Origin of the sequence: Arcobacter aquimarinus (assembly GCF_013177635.1) — a bacterium.
Taxonomy (GTDB): domain Bacteria; phylum Campylobacterota; class Campylobacteria; order Campylobacterales; family Arcobacteraceae; genus Aliarcobacter; species Aliarcobacter aquimarinus.
Map to the genome: position 1 here is coordinate 73,443 of NZ_CP030944.1, position 17,820 is coordinate 91,262.

The 17,820-nt window shown below is 26.4% G+C and carries 19 protein-coding genes and 1 tRNA gene; 11 read left to right on the plus strand and 9 right to left on the minus strand.

Features of this window, described 5'->3' with window-relative positions; genetic code table 11:
• Positions 1-9 precede the first annotated feature (9 nt).
• The 8 genes from AAQM_RS00355 to AAQM_RS00390 form a co-directional block, all read right to left on the minus strand.
• Positions 10-1,272 (minus strand): homoserine dehydrogenase, encoded by a 1,263-nt coding sequence (locus AAQM_RS00355; protein WP_129095264.1) that lies wholly within the window; start codon positions 1,270-1,272, stop codon positions 10-12.
• Between the two features lie 9 nt (positions 1,273-1,281).
• Positions 1,282-2,496 (minus strand): LL-diaminopimelate aminotransferase, encoded by a 1,215-nt coding sequence (locus AAQM_RS00360; protein ID WP_129095263.1) that lies wholly within the window; start codon positions 2,494-2,496, stop codon positions 1,282-1,284.
• A 3-nt stretch (positions 2,497-2,499) separates the two neighbouring features.
• Positions 2,500-3,309: a hypothetical protein gene (locus tag AAQM_RS00365; RefSeq protein ID WP_129095262.1), complete on the minus strand. Its 810-nt coding sequence runs from the start codon at positions 3,307-3,309 to the stop codon at positions 2,500-2,502.
• A gap of 14 nt (positions 3,310-3,323) precedes the next feature.
• Complete coding sequence (gene rlmB / locus AAQM_RS00370) at positions 3,324-4,013, minus strand: 23S rRNA (guanosine(2251)-2'-O)-methyltransferase RlmB (RefSeq protein WP_128985939.1); 690 nt, start codon at positions 4,011-4,013, stop codon at positions 3,324-3,326.
• Positions 4,010-4,831, minus strand: coding sequence for a 16S rRNA (cytidine(1402)-2'-O)-methyltransferase (gene rsmI / locus AAQM_RS00375; RefSeq protein ID WP_129095261.1), 822 nt, complete (start codon positions 4,829-4,831; stop codon positions 4,010-4,012). The genes rlmB and rsmI overlap by 4 nt, the downstream gene beginning before the upstream one ends.
• Positions 4,832-4,840: 9 nt before the next feature.
• Positions 4,841-5,044, minus strand: a complete 204-nt coding sequence (gene rpmE, locus AAQM_RS00380) for a 50S ribosomal protein L31 (protein WP_129095260.1) — start codon at positions 5,042-5,044, stop codon at positions 4,841-4,843.
• Positions 5,045-5,126: 82 nt separating this feature from the next.
• Positions 5,127-6,002, minus strand: coding sequence for a tRNA (adenosine(37)-N6)-dimethylallyltransferase MiaA (gene miaA, locus AAQM_RS00385; protein ID WP_129095259.1), 876 nt, complete (start codon positions 6,000-6,002; stop codon positions 5,127-5,129).
• Entirely contained in the window at positions 5,999-6,199 is a 201-nt protein-coding gene (locus AAQM_RS00390) for a hypothetical protein (RefSeq protein WP_129095258.1), read from the minus strand. Before AAQM_RS00390 ends, miaA begins: the two co-directional genes overlap by 4 nt.
• Positions 6,200-6,288: 89 nt before the next feature.
• On the opposite strand from AAQM_RS00390, the gene mqnP reads away from it, so the two are divergent.
• From mqnP to AAQM_RS00415, 5 genes are all read left to right on the plus strand, one after another.
• Positions 6,289-7,152 (plus strand): menaquinone biosynthesis prenyltransferase MqnP, encoded by an 864-nt coding sequence (gene mqnP / locus AAQM_RS00395; RefSeq protein WP_129095257.1) that lies wholly within the window; start codon positions 6,289-6,291, stop codon positions 7,150-7,152.
• Positions 7,153-7,632: 480 nt separating this feature from the next.
• Positions 7,633-7,899 carry a hypothetical protein gene (locus AAQM_RS00400; protein WP_129095256.1) on the plus strand — a complete coding sequence of 89 codons (267 nt, stop codon included), beginning with the start codon at positions 7,633-7,635 and terminating at the stop codon, positions 7,897-7,899.
• Between the two features lie 71 nt (positions 7,900-7,970).
• Positions 7,971-9,287, plus strand: a complete 1,317-nt coding sequence (locus AAQM_RS00405; protein WP_129095255.1) for a hypothetical protein — start codon at positions 7,971-7,973, stop codon at positions 9,285-9,287.
• Positions 9,288-9,359: 72 nt separating this feature from the next.
• On the plus strand, positions 9,360-9,665 hold the full coding sequence (locus AAQM_RS00410; RefSeq protein WP_129095254.1) for a helix-turn-helix domain-containing protein: 306 nt from the start codon (positions 9,360-9,362) through the stop codon (positions 9,663-9,665).
• Positions 9,666-9,732: 67 nt separating this feature from the next.
• A complete protein-coding gene (locus tag AAQM_RS00415) occupies positions 9,733-10,836 on the plus strand; it encodes a tyrosine-type recombinase/integrase (protein ID WP_129095253.1) in 1,104 nt (367 codons plus the stop codon).
• An 82-nt stretch (positions 10,837-10,918) separates the two neighbouring features.
• On the opposite strand, the gene AAQM_RS00420 is transcribed toward AAQM_RS00415, so the two are convergent.
• Positions 10,919-10,995, minus strand: a tRNA-Arg gene (locus AAQM_RS00420).
• Between the two features lie 72 nt (positions 10,996-11,067).
• Here AAQM_RS00420 and AAQM_RS00425 point away from each other — a divergent pair.
• The 6 genes from AAQM_RS00425 to AAQM_RS00450 all read left to right on the plus strand — a co-directional run bounded on the left by AAQM_RS00425 (position 11,068) and on the right by AAQM_RS00450 (position 17,815).
• The gene (locus AAQM_RS00425) at positions 11,068-11,700 is read left to right on the plus strand and encodes a hypothetical protein (RefSeq protein ID WP_129095252.1); all 633 of its coding nucleotides are present in this window, start codon (positions 11,068-11,070) and stop codon (positions 11,698-11,700) included.
• Between the two features lie 166 nt (positions 11,701-11,866).
• Positions 11,867-12,544, plus strand: a complete 678-nt coding sequence (locus AAQM_RS00430) for a hypothetical protein (protein ID WP_129095251.1) — start codon at positions 11,867-11,869, stop codon at positions 12,542-12,544.
• Positions 12,545-12,653: 109 nt separating this feature from the next.
• Positions 12,654-13,358 (plus strand): hypothetical protein, encoded by a 705-nt coding sequence (locus AAQM_RS00435; RefSeq protein WP_129095250.1) that lies wholly within the window; start codon positions 12,654-12,656, stop codon positions 13,356-13,358.
• Positions 13,355-14,086, plus strand: coding sequence for a hypothetical protein (locus AAQM_RS00440; RefSeq protein ID WP_129095249.1), 732 nt, complete (start codon positions 13,355-13,357; stop codon positions 14,084-14,086). Before AAQM_RS00435 ends, AAQM_RS00440 begins: the two co-directional genes overlap by 4 nt.
• A complete protein-coding gene (locus AAQM_RS00445; RefSeq protein ID WP_129095248.1) occupies positions 14,083-14,838 on the plus strand; it encodes a hypothetical protein in 756 nt (251 codons plus the stop codon). Before AAQM_RS00440 ends, AAQM_RS00445 begins: the two co-directional genes overlap by 4 nt.
• 1 nt (position 14,839) lies before the next feature.
• Positions 14,840-17,815 (plus strand): RCC1-like domain-containing protein, encoded by a 2,976-nt coding sequence (locus tag AAQM_RS00450; protein WP_129095247.1) that lies wholly within the window; start codon positions 14,840-14,842, stop codon positions 17,813-17,815.
• The last annotated feature ends 5 nt before the right edge of the window (positions 17,816-17,820 follow it).

Here is a 17,820-nt window from a genome sequence, read left to right on the forward strand (position 1 = left end):
AATAGAGGATTATTCCTCTATTCTTATCATTGCAGGTTTTACTAAAACTACTCCTGAGTTTTCTAATTCTTTCATAGCTTTTAAAATATCTTTTTCAATACATGTATGAGTTGTTAAAAGAAGATTAGCACTACCGTTTTTTAATGGTTTTTGCAACATTGCTTCAATAGAAATAGAATTATCTCCTAAAATAGTAGCTATTTTTGCTAAAGTTCCAGATTTATCTGCAACTTCAAGTCTTAAGTAATATTTTGTTTGAATATTCTCTTTTGACATTAAAGTAATTTTTTCACCTGGTTGTTTCTCAAAACCAAGCATAGGTGAACCTTTTCCACGTCTAGCTATATCAATAATATTTGCAACAACAGCAGATGCAGTAGCATCACCACCCGCACCTGCTCCATAAAACATAGTTTCTCCAACTTTATCTCCAACAACAGAGATACCATTCATTACACCATCTACTTTTGCAATCATTTTATCTTCAGGAATTAAAACAGGATGAACTCTTAGTTCTATTTCTTGCCCTACTTTTTTAGCAATTCCTAGTAATTTTATAGAGTATTCGAACTCTTTTGCAAATTCAATATCAGCTTTAGTTATATTATCAATACCTTCAATCAAAATATCTTCAGGTTTTGCATCAATTCCATAGGCAATAGAAGCTAAAATTAAAAGTTTATGCGAAGCGTCAAATCCACCAACATCAAAAGTAGGATCAGCTTCTGCATATCCTAAATCTTGAGCTTCTTTTAGAATTTCATTATAACTAATACCATCATTTATCATACGAGTTAGCATATAGTTACAAGTTCCATTCATAATACCTTGAATAGATTGGATATGATTTGCACTTAATCCATCTCTTAAAGCATTAATTATTGGAATCCCACCAGCAACTGCTGCTTCAAACTCAAATGGAATATCACCAGCTAACTCTTGAAGTTCATATCTGTGATATGCTAATAAAGCTTTGTTTGCAGTAACTACTGCTTTACCTTTTTGTAAAGCTTTTCTTACTATTTCATTTGGTTTATCAATTCCACCCATTAACTCAACTACAACATCTATTGAATCATCATTTAAAACATCATCAATATTATCTGTAAGTTTAATATCAATGTCTCTTTTTTTATGTAAATTTGAAACTACTCCAATAGTTGGAATTATCTCTTTTCCAGCACGTGCGGTGATAATATTTTTGTTATCTCTTAAAATATTTGCAACACTAGCTCCTACTGTTCCAACTCCAATAATTCCAACTCTTAACATCTCTTTTTCCTATTTTTCTAATGATTTTAAATATTTTTTTATATTTTTTGCTGCTTGTCTAATTCTTTTTTCATTTTCAATTAGTGCAATTCTTACATATTGGTCACCATAGTGTCCAAATCCAATACCAGGACTAACAGCCACATGAGCTTGTGTTAATAACTGTTTTGAAAATTCCATACTTCCTAAATGAGCTGCTACTTCTGGAATTTTTGCCCAAATAAACATAGAAGCATTTGGTTTATTCATAACCCAACCAGCATCTGCAAATGTTTCAAGCATTAAATCTCTTCTTTTTCTATATTTTTCAATATGTTCATCAACACAATCTTGTGGACCATCAAGTGCAACGGTAGCAGCAACTTGAATTGGAGTAAACATTCCATAATCAAGCCAAGATTTAATTCTTTTTAATGCTCCAATTAATTTCTCATTTCCAACAATACACCCTACTCTCCATCCAGCCATATTGTATGATTTACTTAAAGTAAAACATTCAACAGCAACATCTAAAGCACCTTGAGCTTGGAAAATTGAAGGAGTTTTATATCCATCAAATGTAATATCAGCATAAGCAATATCAGAGATTATATAGAATCTCTCTTTTTTAGCCATAGCTACTAATTTTGTATAAAATTCTGGTGTAACTGTTGCACAAGAAGGATTGTGAGGGAAGTTTACAACAACAAATTTTACTTTTGGAATTGATTCATCAATAGTTTTTTGTAATCTTTCAAAAAATAGATCTTCATCAACTTTAAATGTATCATCAAATACAAGTTCAAACTTATGAACAGCTGCTCCATTTAACATAAAAGCATAAGAGTGAATCGGATATGTAGGATCTGGAACAACAGCAACATCACCAACATTTACTATTGCTTGAACTAAATGAACATAACCCTCTTTTGAACCCATTGTTGCACATATATGTTTATTTGGGTCTAAAAAATCAACATTATATTTTCTTTTATACCAATTTGAAATAGCAAGTCTTAATTTATAAATTCCTGCACTTGCACTATATCCATGGTTTTTTGGTTTAGCAGATGCTTCTATTAATTTATCTGTTATATGTTGTGGTGCCGGACCATCAGGATTTCCCATTGAAAAATCAATTACATCTTCTCCTGCTCTTCTAGCTTCCATTTTGATATTGTTAACTTCAGCAAACACATAATTTGGAAGTCTTTTCATTCTTTCAAATTCAATTTCAGCAAACATAATTTACTCCTTAGTAATGTTAAGACCTTGCTTAATATTTGCAAGGCTATAAAAATCATCAATTTTGATATATTTTGTATTATTAGGCACGCTAAGTCTTAGACTTCTATGCAAACTATCTTTTTCAACTATCTCAAGTATGTTGTAATTACTATCATAAAAAACTATATTCGGATGCCAACTATTTCCTGCAGTTGAACTAATTGTAATATTAGAAATATTATCAACTTCAATAATATAAGCTCTTTGAGGTTTTTTCAAAGATAATTGACTATTATTAACTAAATCTTCCGTTCTATAAATTTTTGAATTACTAGCATCTATTGAGTAACTCCATTTATTAGATCCCTCTCGTTTTATATCTAAAATTCTACTGTTTACTTTTTGTAGTTCTTGAGATAAACGAAGAGGGCTTATGGCGGCTGCGGCTTTAATTTTAACCGTCCATTTAAGTTGATTATTAACAACTACTTCTTCTTGAGTTATATAGTTTTGATTACCTAAAATTCTTATTATATCAGATATGTTTTTTAAAGAGATTTTTGGATTACTATTGAAGTTAAAAGTAACAAATAAATCTTGAGTTGAACCAAGACTTAATTTTAGAAGGTTGTTTTTTGATAAAACTTCAGTGATTTTTACATAATCAATTTGTCCATTTGAATAAAAACTATTTTGATTTTTAAATAAGTGATTTATTAAATTACGATGGGTATTGTAATCTGATGTCCCCAAAATATCTCTAATATTATTATTTATATTTGCAAATAATGCTACATTTAAAGCAGTAAATAAAAATAGTTTTTTTATCATGGTATTCTTCTTTTTTATCTTTTTAGATTATAAATCAAAATTCCAGCAGCAACAGATACATTTAATGAATCGAACTCATGTTCCATAGCAATTGATACTTTTAAATCAAGTTTTTTAGCAACTTTAGGAGATATTCCTGTTCCTTCACTTCCTAAAAATAAAGCAACTTTATCAGTTTTCTCAATTTTTCCATATTTTTTTAAATCTACACCATCTGTTGTTGCACCAATCAATGTAAATCCTGCATCGATTAATTCACTAGCTAAATCAACTGATCTTGGATGAACTAAAAATGGTAAATCAAGTAAAGCACCAGAACTTGTTCTTAAAATTCCAGAATCATTCACTGTTTTAATATCAGCAGCAATTAAACCTTCTATTCCTAAAGAGTAAGCAGTTCTAGCAATTGCACCAATGTTTCCAACATCTGTAACACCATCTAAAACCAAAATAAAATTCATTTTTTTGAACTCTTTTATGTTTGTATATTCAACATGTTTTAGTTTTAAAAAGAAACCTTGATGGTTACCACCTTTTGCTAATGCTTGAGCTTTTTGATTATCCAATTTATGGATTTTTTTATCAAGTTTAGCAAATCTTGTAAAAAGTTTTTTATCTATCTCTTTTGAAAGAAAAACTTCTTCTATTAAATCAGGGTGTTTGTCAAGTACATAAAGTACGATTTGTTTTCCATATATTATCATGAGGGGATTTTATCCAAAATTTGTTGATAAACCTCTTTTACTGATTGTCCAGTCATTTTTGCAATTAATTTAGCTTTAATTTTTGGAGCAATATCTAAAGAAATAATATCATTTAAATCAAGATTAAAACCAATTTTTTCTTTTGGTTCAACTATTACAACCCATTCACCTTTTATATTAACATCTTTAAGCTCTTCAAAGAGATTTATAGCAGAATCTTTATAAGTTTTTTGATGAAGTTTTGTTATCTCTTTTGCTAAAAATATTGTTCTATTTGGTTCTTTTTCTTTCAATTCTTCTAAAAGTTTTAGAAGTCTGTGGGGTGATTCATATAAAATTGCTAATTTGTCATCATTTAATAAATCATCAAGTTTTGATGCTCTACTTGCACCTTTATGGTCTAGAAATCCATAAAAAGAAAAAGTTCTATGTGAAAATCCACTCATTGCATAAGCGGTCAAAATAGCATTTGCACCAGGAAGAACATCATAAGGAATTTGATTTTTTATGCAAAAATCAACAAGTGAGGCACCAGGGTCACTAACACAAGGCATTCCTGCGTCACTTACATAAACAACATTTTTAGAAAAAGTCTCTTTATCTAAAGTTTTTAAAATTTGATTTTCATTGTGTGAGTGAAAAGATTTATATTCTTTATTTGAAAAGTCTAAGTTATATTTTTCAGCTAAAAGATTTAGAAGTTTTTTTGTTACTCTTGTATCTTCACAAAAAATAAGCTCCGCCTCCATAAGAACTCTTAAAGACCTATTTGAAATATCTTCAAGATTTCCTATAGGAGTTGGAACTAAGCACAACATAGTATTGTACTATTTGTCCATGTTATATTTAGCTTTGAATTTCTCAACTCTTCCAGCAGCATCAACGATTTTTTGCTCACCAGTGAAGAATGGGTGACAAGAAGAACAAATGTCAATTTTTAATGACTCAACATTTGATTTTGTTTCAAATGTATTACCACAAGAACAAGTAACTGTACAAACTTTATAATCTGGATGAATATCTTTTTTCATACCAATTTCCTTAAAAATAATTATTGTTTAACAAAAGGTCAAGTCTATTGCAAGCCCTTTATTAAACTCTTTAGGGACGGGATTATAACGAAAAATACTTAATAATATCTGAATTTAAGTTTTCTATTATATTTGAAGTTTTATTTAAAAATTGACCTTTATTAAAGGTATTTTGTCTTTTTGCAAGTTTTGTTGTATTTAAACAGATTTTTTCTTCAAGCTCTTTTTTTGATATTTTTCCATCTAAATATTCCAAGGTTTCAATAATTCCAATTGATGACATACAATTTGGTGCTCTTGTATATTTTTTTTCTAAGTAAATTATTTCATCAATCAAACCAGAATTTAGCATAATGTTTGTTCTAAGTGCAATTCGTTTTTTTAACTCCTCTTTTTCCCATAAAATTTCAAATATTTTTAAATCTTTAGCAATACCAATTTTAGGATTTTTTTCAAAATACTCACTTGGAGTTAGATTCGTTTCTTTGTAAATAGCATAAGCTTTTTCGATTCTATATTTATCATTTTTTTCAATTCTTTGCATATATTCTTTATCTAAACTATAAAGTAAATCATAAGCTTCAAGTGAAGATATATCAAGTTTTATTTTAGATTCTATACCTTGTGATAGTCCATCAATTAATGCTTTTAGATAAAAACCTGTTCCACCAACAATAATAAGATTTTTATTATTTTGAATAGCATACTCTTTTGATTTTTTATAAAGTTCAATAAATTTTATAACATCAAACTCTTCATTTGGATAGACTTCATCTATTCCAAAATGTACAATATTCCCTCTTTCTTCCAATGTAGGTTTTGCAGAAACTATATCTATTTCTTTATAAACACATAAAGAATCTAAAGACAATATTATGGAATTTGTTTTATTTGCTAATTCTATTGATAAAGCAGTTTTTCCCGAGGCTGTTGAGCCAATAATTGCTATTTCTTTCATAGCTCAGCTTTAGAATTTTTACAACTTTCTAATTTCTGATTTAAATCATTTATCTCTTTTTCTTTTTGAATAAGTGTTTTTAATAATTCAGAGATATCTTTTGATGCTGAATTTATAACTTCAGTTTGTGATTTTGAACTACAAGCTGTAAAAAAAAGAAAGATTATTGGTAAAGTAAGTTGAATAACTATTTTCATTGGTTTCTTTCAAAATTAAAATATAAATGATTATAACTAGAAAAAGTTTAATTTTTATTTTTAATCATATCTTAGATACTATTTCATCTATGAATAAACTAATTAAAAAACTCAATGATTTCAATGAACTAGTGATGTTCAAACACTCTATTTTTTCATTACCTTTTATCTTCATAGCTATGATAGTAAGTGCTCAAGGTTGGTTTGGTTTTAAGCTTTTGGTTCTAGGAATTATGGCAGCAATAACTGCTAGAAATTTTGCAATGGGATTTAACAGATTTATGGATAGAGATATAGATGCTTTAAATCCAAGAACAATAAATAGACCAAATGTAGATGGAAGATTAAATGCTAAACAAATATTTATATTTACATTTTTAAATGCTTTAGGATTTATAGCAGTTGCTTATTTTGTAAATGATTTGGCATTATATTTAGCTATTCCTATTTTGATAATTATAGGTTCATACTCATACTTCAAAAGATTTTCATATTTTGCACACATTATTTTAGGTATTTCTTTAGGACTTGCTCCAATAGCTGGGGTTGTAGCAGTTAGTGAATCTATTCCTTTTTGGTCGATATTATTAAGTATTGGTGTTATGTTTTGGGTTGCGGGATTTGATTTACTTTATTCTTTGCAAGATATTGAAGTTGATAAAAAACTAGGACTTCACTCTATTCCTTCAAAATTTGGTGTGCAAAAAACAATGCTTTTTTCAAAAATATTTCATATTTTAACTATTGCTTTTTGGCTTTTATTTGTTGTTTTTTCAGATAGTTCTTATTTTGCTTATTTAGCAGTAATTCTAAGTGCTTTGATGCTTTCTTATGAGCATTATTTGGTAAATAAAGATTTTAGAAAAATTGATAAAGCATTTTTTACAGTAAATGGATATTTAGGGATTTTATTTTTTATACTTATTGTGTTAGATAATATATTTTTTGTATAATTTAGAAAATTAGTTAAAATCTATGAAAAATGGCACGCCTGGTAGGAAAAATTTAAATACTATATAAAAAGCTACATATACCGTTAAATAGCATTTCTAAACACTTGATATTTATTATATTGTGCTAAAATATTGATGTTTTTAGCACAATTTTAGCACAGTAAAACTTGTTCAATATTTCCATAAAATAAATTTTAAATATCTTTACAATTAAGTAATGTAAAAATATTTAAAATATCTTAAAAAACTAAAAAAATGAAATTTTTCTACTTATACAAATTGTAACTATTGGAATTTTCTTTCAATAAATAACTATAAAATGAACGTTTTTTAACTTTTTTTTCCACTATTGATTTTAATTTTAAAAAAGCTTAATCTTTCACCGTTATAACAATAAAAACTAATCGATTAGTTAAATCAAAAAAAAAGTTGCTGAAACATTTCAGTCAATCAAATTAATAATTTAACTAAGGAAAAAATATGAATGTAATAGTTCAAGGTCAATTAATCAACATTTTTAAAACTGCTGATTTTACAAATAGAGAAACTGGTGAAGTTAAAGAGGGAAAAGTAAAACTTCAATTAATGTGTCAAACTCTTTTAAACAACAACGAAAGAAAAAATGAGTTATTTGATATTACTATCCCAAATAACAAGTTAGCTGATTATGAGAATAAAATTGGTGAGCAAGTTGATGTTAAATGCTCTTTTTTTGCTAATGGAAATATTACCTTTTTTGGTATCTAAATCCATTAAGGGCTTTGCCCGATGAAGGGGTTATTAGTAACACCCCTTTCTAAACGTAAAAAAGGAAAAAAATGATTGATACTAAAATATTAAGTGGTATTGATTCACTCTATTATTTTTGTGAATCAAATACAAATTATGATGATTTATATTTAGAAATATTAGACCAATTAGAAGAAGTAAAAGGAAAGTTTTTAAAAAAAGATATTGCATTTGAGAATAAAGACTTATATATTTTAATAAATGAAACTTCATTAAATTTTATTGGAATTGCTGAAGGATTTCATTGGTTTAAAGATATGAATGATACTTTTAAAATTGGTTTTAAAGATAAATATAAAAACAAAGGACTAAATGATATTAGAGTTCAACTTCTAGCATTTGGAATATATACAATTGGAATAAAAAGTATAATTGAATTTATAAATACAAGTTTACTAAAAGATTATGTAACTGATTTTTTTCCAATTACAAGAGTAGATTTAAACTCTTTTGTTCAAAGTGATTTATCTTTTATAACTAAAGATATGTTTGTTACAAGAAAAAGAAAATATTCAACAATTAGTGAAATTGGTAATGCAAATACAACTCAAACTATTTATATTGGAAAAGAGCCTTTTAAACTAAGAATCTATAATAAAAAAGAAGAACTAAAAAAATCAAATAAAAAAGATTTGATGTATGAATATTTTTTAAATAATGATTTTGATATTGAACAACCTATTTTTAATGTTGAATTTGAATTACATAGAACACATTTAAAACAATTTAATATAAATACAATAGATGATTTATTTTTAAATGCAAAAAATCTTTTTCAACAAAGTATGGAAGATATTAGATTAATAGATATTTCAAATATTACTTTTAAAGATATTGAAAATAATACAAAAAATAGAGCAGATACTTTGCCTATTTGGGATTTTATAAAAGAGAATTATAAATTAGATTCTTTCTTGCAAAATCAATTGCCACTTGAAAGAATAAAAAGAAAAATATCTGTTTATAGTGAAAATAAATTTGAATATGAATATGTTGCACTAATAAGAAAAGCATATATAAATAATTTAACTTTAGATACAGAATATTTAAATGAATTATATTTTAAAGCAAAAGATTCTTTGAAAAAAACAACTACAAATAAAGAAATTAAAAAAGATTATATTGAAGTTGATGTAATAGATAAATCAGGAATAAAAGAGAATTTTAGACTTTTAAAAGATGGTAATTTAATTAAATCTCTAAAAACTGAAACAGTAGCAAATTTAAGTGATTATGAATTGCTTGTTTACTTAGATAAAACAAAAGAAAGACAACATTTATCTCAAAGAGATAAAGATATTTATTATGTAGCACGTAAAGAGGCTAGTAAAAGAGGATTGTTCTAAAAGTTGAAGAATAAATTTCAAGGGAATAAACTCCCTTGATTTAATAATGAATTATAAAGGAGAATAATTAATATGAATTTAGCATTTGAAAATCTTGAAAAAATTAATAATATATTGGAAAAATTAGAACAACTAGAAAATAAAATTTTAGGAGAAAAAAGATGGCTTAATACAAAAGAAGCTTCATATTATTTGGGTTACTCAAAAGACCATATACATAAATTAAAAGATAGTCATTTAATAGAGGGGAAACACTATTTTAAAAAGGCTGGTAGGATTTTATTTGATAAATTAGAACTTGATAATTGGGTAACCACTTCGTTTTCAAAAAATGATATTAAATCTAGTATAGATAGTATTTTAAAAGCTATTATCTAGTTCTTTTTTTGTAGAATAAATATGTTAGAAATGTATTTAATGGATTTATGTGAAAGGATTAACATAAATGCATAAAATTACTCAACCAAAACTATTTTCACGAGGTTCAAAACTTTGGATTAGGTTTTCTTTTAACAATCAAAACATAAGAAAACCTCTTAATTTAGAAGATACTAAAGAGAATAGGAAATTGGCAAATTTACAAATAATTCCTCAATTACTTTTAAAAGTTTATGAGGGAACGTTCTTTGAAAATACAAATAATATACCCACTGTTGATGAATATATGATAAGGTCATTTGAATTACATAAAGGTAGCCGTTCAGATTCAACTAATTTAATGTATAAAAGAAATTACAATAAACACATCAAAAATATTTTTGGTCATATACCACTTGATAAAATTACGAGTGAAGATATAACCCATTGGCAAAATAATTTAAAAGAAACTGAACATCTAGCAAAAGGTTCAATTTTAAGAATTAGGTCTTGTCTTAATGTTATGTTTGAAGATGCAATTGAAAATGATTTGATTCAAAAAAATCCTATATCAAAAGCAAAAAAATTAAGAGAAACAGACAATCCAAAGGTTAGAAGAATAAAACTTAAACCTTTTAATCTAATGGAAATAAAAGCAATTCTTAATATTTTAGAAGGTTCAGATAAAAATCTAATAGCAACTTTATTTTATACAGGAATGAGGGCTGGTGAATGTATTGGTTTAAAATGGGAATATGTTGATTTTAATAAAAAAACTATTGCTATTAGAGAGCAAATGGTAAATGGTGAACAAAAACAAATATTAAAAACAACAAAAAGTCAAAGAACAATTCCTATTATTGAAACTTTGATTCCATATTTAGAAAATCAATACAAAATAACTGGTAAATATAACTCTTATGTGTTTTTGACAGAAAGAACAAACAAACATTATCATAGTGCAGGAAAAATAAGAGAACAAATTTGGATTAAAGCTTTAGAAAAAGCAAATGTGCCATATAGAAACTTACATCAAACAAGGGGAACATTTATTTCTACTCTTATCTCAACTGGTGAAGATATAAATTTTGTAAGTAAAATTGCTGGACATGAAAATGTGAAAGTAACACTTGAAAAATATTCAGAGTATATACCAATAAAAAATTTAAATTTTGGAAATTGCTTTGGATAATTTAACTCATTTTTAGCACAATTTTAGCACAATGCTAAAGAGATAAGTTTAAGATAGCGATATTGTGGTGCTTTGATAAAAATGGCACGCCTGGTAGGAGTCGAACCCACAACCCACCGGGTCGAAACCGGTTATTCTATCCAGTTGAACTACAGACGCACCTAAAAATAGATTGATATTTTAACTAATACAGACTTAAATTTTTATATAAAAAACTAACAAAGGAAAAATATGCCATATTTAGTATCCTCTATAATCGCTGTTGTAACAGCACTTATAATCTTAATGACAAGATATGAAGCTGATGATAGCGCCATAACACAAGAGATTGAAAGAGCAAAATCTATGTTTATTACAATCGATGAATTTGCTAATACATATATTCAAAGTGGTGGGGATATGACTAAAATAAACTTTGAACAGTTATTTGACGATGGTATTTTACTTGGAAATATGACAAAAGATATACCAACATCAACTGCCAATGTAAAAGTAACAGCAGGTGCAATAGCTGATAAAAGTTTTACAGCTACTTTAGAATTTTCAAATAGTAAAATTAAATGGCAAATAGTTCCAATAGTTGAATATAAAATCAATGATTATAAAAATGTTGAGATAGATTTAGGTAAAAGTGTGGGAGCAGGGTATCAATTATTTATTGATTTTAGTAAAGAGGGTGCTCTTATGGGTAGAAATCCTTTTAGTGAAAACTTTTTAGGAAGAGAATTTTGTGAAAAAATATTTTTTGGAAGTTTTATAAATAATGCAACTTCTATTTCAAGTTCAACAGGAACCTTGAACCAAATAGTAACAACTAGTGGTACTAGTAGTGATGGAAAAATTGCTTGTGTAGTTTTTAAATAAATTATTTTTTACATTTTATTATTATTTATTTAAAAAAATATTGATAGATATCAAGATTTAAATAGAAATTTAAGAGTTATTTAATAGTAAAGAATATTGTTTTGTGTTAAAATAAATTGTAAAATAATCTAAATAAGATTATAAATCAAAAATAAAAGGGGTAAATATGCCACAGTTGATAGCGATGATTATCGTAGTTGTTGGAGCGATGATATATATGTTCCAAACATTTGGGGGAACTGGAGATAAGATTGAAGGTGTTGCACAAAAAGGTAGTATTATTACAGAGATTAATAACATTAAAGATGGTATTAAAATTGCTGCAAGATCTGAGCAAATAGCAACTACAGCTTCTGGAGATAGAGTTAATAATTTACAAGGTTTAGCTAAATTATCATATTTTGCAGAACAAATAAATAATCAATTAACTGATTCAAATAATAAGCAAGCAAATGTTTATAACGCAATCTCTTTTGGTGGAGGAGTTATAACTGAAGCAACTTTAGCAAATACTAAAGGTAATATGGAAATTTCATTAGTTTCAAATAGGGCTGGTATGATTCCAGGTATATTTGTTGATTTTTCAAAAGGAACTCTTGGTACTAATAAAGCATTTTTAGAATCACAAATTGCAAATGATTTATCAGCTGTTGCTTATATTGATAGACATGCCACAGCTGCATCATCTCCTGCAACTGGTGTACAAAATTCAAGTGGAACTGATTTAGAAAAAAGAACGCCAGCATATTCTACAGAAGTTACAACAGCAGGTAGTGAAACTATAAGTGATGGTAAATTTATAATTTATTTTAAAGATTTTGGTTCAAACGAAGTAGTTAAGTAATATTTAGGCTTTTTGCCTAAATATTGTAATTTTATACTTTTAAACAAGACCTAAGTGCTAAATATCGCTAGCATTTATTTTTTGTTTTATAATTGATAAGGTTTTTTAAATGTTAGGAAACATATGGCTATCTTCTGCTCTTATTGTTACAGCTATATTTTCTGTGGGTGCTATGTATAAATCTTATAGTGATATTCAAGAAGCCAAACAAATACAAGAGCATTATGAAATAATCTCAGAAATCAAAACACTTTTAGCTAAGCAATACAATAAAAATCCACAAGATATAACAAGAGATGAAATCATATCTCACCTACCCAAAGGTGCAAATTGGGAAAAAGTTCTGTTACTTGATAGACAAAAAGATAGCAATCTTTCAAATAAAGCTTTAGTAAATCAAGATGGAAATATAGAGATAAGTGAAGATGAAAAACTAAAACTTTTAGCTTTAAAAGCTAAATTAAAAGATATACATAATACATCAACATTAAATTTAACAGCCAATAAATATATAATTGAAATAGGACAAAAAGAGAAAAATAGTATCAAAGATGATTTAGAAGTTGAAAAAAGCATAAATATTATGATAAATGTTCTAGCTCAGGATATTTTATATTCGGGTCTTGATAAATCAACAGTTTTAAATACAGTAATTGAAGATTTGTTAATTAAACATGGAAATTACTATTTATTTGATGGATTAACTAAAGAAAAAAAAGAAGAATTTTTTAAAATAAAAATAAAAGAAAAACTATATAAAAATGAGTCTGCTATAGAAACAAGATTATATAAAGAATTAGAAAGTCTGTTATGAAAAAGTTATTTTTTATTTTTTTATTTTTGTCAAATATAGCATTTTCTTTGGATTTAAATAATTTTGAAGAGAGAAAAAGCGTTTTAGAGGATGTAAAAAGTATCGTTTTATATGAAGAGTCGATGGCAATTGCTTATGAAAATTATATCTTATCAAATTATTCTATTCCTAATTTAGCACAAATAAAAACTTTGATAGGTGATTTAACTACTCAAATCTCAGGAATTACAGCAACTTTAACACTAAATAATAGTGCTATTACAAAAATCTCTTACGCTTTAAATGATACGCTAGAAGCAGACGATAGTATAAAAGCTTTGTATGAGAGCAATACTTTTAGAAAAAGAACTTATGTTAGAAATAATGAAGTCTATTTTATTTTAGAAGATGTTTTTGCAAAACATTTGTATGATTTAATAAAAACAAATAATGGAGCACTTCAAACTTGTCCTAATTTAGTTTTTATAGCTCCAATCAATTGTATTGAAAATAATCATATTTATATAGGATTAACAAAAAAATTAGAGAATGGATTATTTGTACCAAATTCATATCTTATGGCGTATCATATAGATAAATTTAAAACAGGACCTATTATCATAACAGATGATACTTCAAAACATATAACAGAAAATGCTTTTGATTCTATACCAAAAGGTGCTTTACTTTATGATACAAATGGAGTTAAATATTTAAAGACATTAGATGGAATAGAGGTTTTAAAATGATAAAGTTTTTTTTATTTTTTATTTTATTATTTAATTTTTCATTTTCAAATGAGAATTTAAATGCTCAAAAACAAAATACTTTGTATATTCATAATCTAATAGAAATAGAAGAAAAAATAGCTTCTAATTTTGAAAAATATCTTCTAACAGAATTTAAAATTCCTACAATAAATGATTTGATAACTGATGAATATTTGGGAAGTAATTTTTCACTTTTAAATAGAATGGGAGATAATATTGATTTTGAAGATGCTTTAAAGCTTAAAATAAAGTATGCAATCAGAAAAAATGAGTTTATAAATCCACAAGATTATACAATTTTACTTTATAACAGAGATTTATACAGAGACTATACAACTGTTAATTATGAAATTGATGAAGATAAAATTGATTTAACAAAATCTTATATTGAATTTAAATTAAAATCTGCAGAAGCAAATACGATTTATAATATTTTAGAAGCAGGAAATGTTATAGAAAAAACTTGTACAGGTACTTTGGTTAGTAAATATTGTAATAATGATAAAAACTCTATTAGGTGGTATAACGCAAGTTCTAATTGGATTGAATACAGTAAAAAAGATTTTAATCAAGGAAATATAACTATAAGTAGTGAAAGTATTATAAGTAATGAAGTTAATAAATTGAGAGACTTAAAAGTTGGAAGTTATATTTTCATAAAAGATAAAACAAAAAATGTAAAATTGACCGATGATACATCAGGAAATTTACAAATTTTAAAGGTTAATTGATATGAAAATTTTTGTTTTACTATTTATTTTTATGAATTTTGCTTTTTCTTCTAATCAAAATGTTGCACTGATGAATGACATAAAAAGTGTAATTCAAAAAGAAGAGTTTATATCTCTTTCAATAAATAAATATATTTTACAAAATGCAAAAATTCCAAAAAAAGATGATAATACACTGGATTGGGATGAACTTATGACTAGTGATTATCTAGGAACGAATTTTAATAGATACAATCCTATGACAAAACAAAATATATCAGTTATTTTTGATTCAAATAATAGTGCTTTTATAAAAGGGGTTTTTGAAGCTGAAAATCAACATAAATCTGAATATAACTATTTATATAACTTTTATATAAATAAGATTTTTAGAGTAAATACAATTCCTCCAAAAAATAATACAAAAACAGAACTGCTAAAAGGTTCTTTAGTTTTATATAACTCAATTCAAAATGAAATAGTAAAAGTTATAAATAGAAATACAAATAAAATATTTTTACCTACTCAAACTTGTGAAGTTGGAAACTATTATTATGAATTAAAAAATGAAAAATTGATATATAAATATTGTAAAACAACTACATCTTCTATCGAAGTCTATCAAGAATCACCAATTTATTTGGATAATTTAGATGATTTAAAATATATAAAAGTTGAAATTGGTGAAAAAGCTTATGTTAAAGATGGTATTTCTTGGTATGAGTATTATTATGAAGGAAATGGCTCTTGGATTCCTTTGGGAACAGGAAGAACAACGGGACAAGTAAATGATGAGATAAGTATAGAAGATAGGATTTTATCATATATTCCTGATGCTAAAGACTTAGTTTTAAGACGTGATGGTGGTTGTATGCTTGCAAATGGAGATATCTTTTGTTGGGGGAATAATAGTTATAAAAAAGCTGGTATTGAGAACTATGGACAACTAGATAAAACTATAAAACCTGATTATGTAAATACACCTGTGATGTTGAAAGTTCAAATAGAAGATACAGAACAAAATGAAATGAAATGGTATAACAATCCATATAGAGTAAAATTTGAAAAAATGGCTATGAATAGTACAAATGTTTGTGGAATTTCTCCTATATTTAACTATTTTGATAATGGTCAAAAGAAATTTGGAGGAGATTTGTACTGTAATGGTCAAATAACTCAATTATATTACGAAAATGTACCTACTTCAGTTAGTGAAACTTCAATTCTTGGAAAAAATAAATTTTTTGGATGGGGTAAAAGTGATAAAACAGATGATGCACCTAAGTTGATAAAAATATCAGAAGATGGAGGACCTGTAGAAAAGGATTCATTAAAAGAAGAACTAACTATTACAAGGGATGAAATTTATTTAACACAAATAGTAATGGTAGAAGATACGATAGCTGTATTATCTGATGATGGGAAAATATATACTATTGGACGAAATTATAATGGTGCTTTAGGAGTTGGAGATAGTGATAAATTTATTATTCAATCAACACCTCAAGAAGTTAAAAGTAATGGGGTTTCTTTTAAAAAAATATTTGCTTTAAGAGATATTGCAACTTTTGGAGCAATCGATAGTAATAACTATTTTTATATTTGGGGGGAAAGACCAAATGGAACAGTTTATTATGAACCTACAATTGTAAGTAATTCATTAAAATTTAATCCAGATGGTATTTTTACAAATAGTAAAGATTTTCTTTTAAAAGGTGTAGATAATAATTTTTATAGAACAAAAAATAGTATTGATTTAGTATCTGTTCCACAGATACCAAATACAGCAATAAGTGCTTCTATTTATGATAGTGGTATTACTCAATTATATGTTTACGCAAATGAAAATATGGTTTTAGAAGGAAGTAGTAGATATTTAAGTTGTAAAACTACAACAGGTTCAAATTGCAATAATACAGATAATGCTATATTTGAAACAGGATTAAATGAATTAAATGCTATTACAAATAGATTTAATGGAAAAGATTATGCAAATTTTGCAAATGTATCTATTTACCAGTTAGATACTGTCAAAACTGAAAAATTTGATGATTTTGAAAATGGAGTTAGTACTTGGGAGTTAAAAACATATAGTGATACTCAGTTTAAAAATCTTAAAAAAACAGAAACACCTTCTATTTTAACTGCAACAGAGAGTTCAGCAGATACAGTAAATTCAAGAATTACAGAAAGAGTTAACCCAACAAAAATAATAGCTGGGCAAATTCGTAATTCTAAATATTATGGTGTTCAACTGGGATATCAAGCTTTAGAAAAAACTTTTAGTTTTGGTAGCCAGTATGCAAATGATGAAGTTGAGTTAGAGTTTGATTTTTATGAGATTGATACTTGGGATATGGAAAGGTTTCAAGTTTTATTAAATGACCAATTAATATCAGAAGATGGTTTTATTCATGATTGTCATGACCAGTTTACTGAAACTAACGATACTGGAATTTATACGTTAAGTTTAGGAAAACATTATAAAGATGATAAAAGAGTATGTAATGATCAGAATTCAAGTTTATATAATTTAGCATATTCAAGATTTGATGATGAAAAATATATCTATAAGCTAAAAGGTAAATTAGATAGTAGTGGAAACTTAAAAGTTGTATTTAGAGTGAGAAATTTGACTTCGGGAGAGTATGGTTGGACAAGTTATTCTTATGGACAAACAATTGATGATGAATCTTGGGCAATTGATAATGTGCGTGTAAAGGTAAAAGAGACAAGTAAAACTTTTGTTTGTGCAATGACTGGAATTGGAAGCTTGTCTCAAATGTATTGCTGGGGGAATGTAGGACGTAGTATACCTATTTTAAGTACATCTTTATATGATGTTGGTAAAATATCTACTATTAATAAGTTATTTATATCTCCCAAAAGTGATAAGACAAGTCAAATGGCTTTTGATAACTTTAATGATTCAGGAAATCTATTTTTAAAATATCCCACTTATATTGGTGGTTTTGATTATCCATTTTATTTTAAATAAGGAAT

Coding starts and splice junctions, on each gene's coding strand:
- AAQM_RS00355 (WP_129095264.1), bottom strand. CDS start 1,272: ATGTTAAGAGTTGGAATTATTGGAGTTGGAACAGTAGGAGCTAGTGTT.
- AAQM_RS00360 (WP_129095263.1), bottom strand. CDS start 2,496: ATGTTTGCTGAAATTGAATTTGAAAGAATGAAAAGACTTCCAAATTAT.
- AAQM_RS00365 (WP_129095262.1), bottom strand. CDS start 3,309: ATGATAAAAAAACTATTTTTATTTACTGCTTTAAATGTAGCATTATTT.
- rlmB (WP_128985939.1), bottom strand. CDS start 4,013: ATGATAATATATGGAAAACAAATCGTACTTTATGTACTTGACAAACAC.
- rsmI (WP_129095261.1), bottom strand. CDS start 4,831: ATGTTGTGCTTAGTTCCAACTCCTATAGGAAATCTTGAAGATATTTCA.
- rpmE (WP_129095260.1), bottom strand. CDS start 5,044: ATGAAAAAAGATATTCATCCAGATTATAAAGTTTGTACAGTTACTTGT.
- miaA (WP_129095259.1), bottom strand. CDS start 6,002: ATGAAAGAAATAGCAATTATTGGCTCAACAGCCTCGGGAAAAACTGCT.
- AAQM_RS00390 (WP_129095258.1), bottom strand. CDS start 6,199: ATGAAAATAGTTATTCAACTTACTTTACCAATAATCTTTCTTTTTTTT.
- mqnP (WP_129095257.1), top strand. CDS start 6,289: ATGAATAAACTAATTAAAAAACTCAATGATTTCAATGAACTAGTGATG.
- AAQM_RS00400 (WP_129095256.1), top strand. CDS start 7,633: ATGAATGTAATAGTTCAAGGTCAATTAATCAACATTTTTAAAACTGCT.
- AAQM_RS00405 (WP_129095255.1), top strand. CDS start 7,971: ATGATTGATACTAAAATATTAAGTGGTATTGATTCACTCTATTATTTT.
- AAQM_RS00410 (WP_129095254.1), top strand. CDS start 9,360: ATGAATTTAGCATTTGAAAATCTTGAAAAAATTAATAATATATTGGAA.
- AAQM_RS00415 (WP_129095253.1), top strand. CDS start 9,733: ATGCATAAAATTACTCAACCAAAACTATTTTCACGAGGTTCAAAACTT.
- AAQM_RS00425 (WP_129095252.1), top strand. CDS start 11,068: ATGCCATATTTAGTATCCTCTATAATCGCTGTTGTAACAGCACTTATA.
- AAQM_RS00430 (WP_129095251.1), top strand. CDS start 11,867: ATGCCACAGTTGATAGCGATGATTATCGTAGTTGTTGGAGCGATGATA.
- AAQM_RS00435 (WP_129095250.1), top strand. CDS start 12,654: ATGTTAGGAAACATATGGCTATCTTCTGCTCTTATTGTTACAGCTATA.
- AAQM_RS00440 (WP_129095249.1), top strand. CDS start 13,355: ATGAAAAAGTTATTTTTTATTTTTTTATTTTTGTCAAATATAGCATTT.
- AAQM_RS00445 (WP_129095248.1), top strand. CDS start 14,083: ATGATAAAGTTTTTTTTATTTTTTATTTTATTATTTAATTTTTCATTT.
- AAQM_RS00450 (WP_129095247.1), top strand. CDS start 14,840: ATGAAAATTTTTGTTTTACTATTTATTTTTATGAATTTTGCTTTTTCT.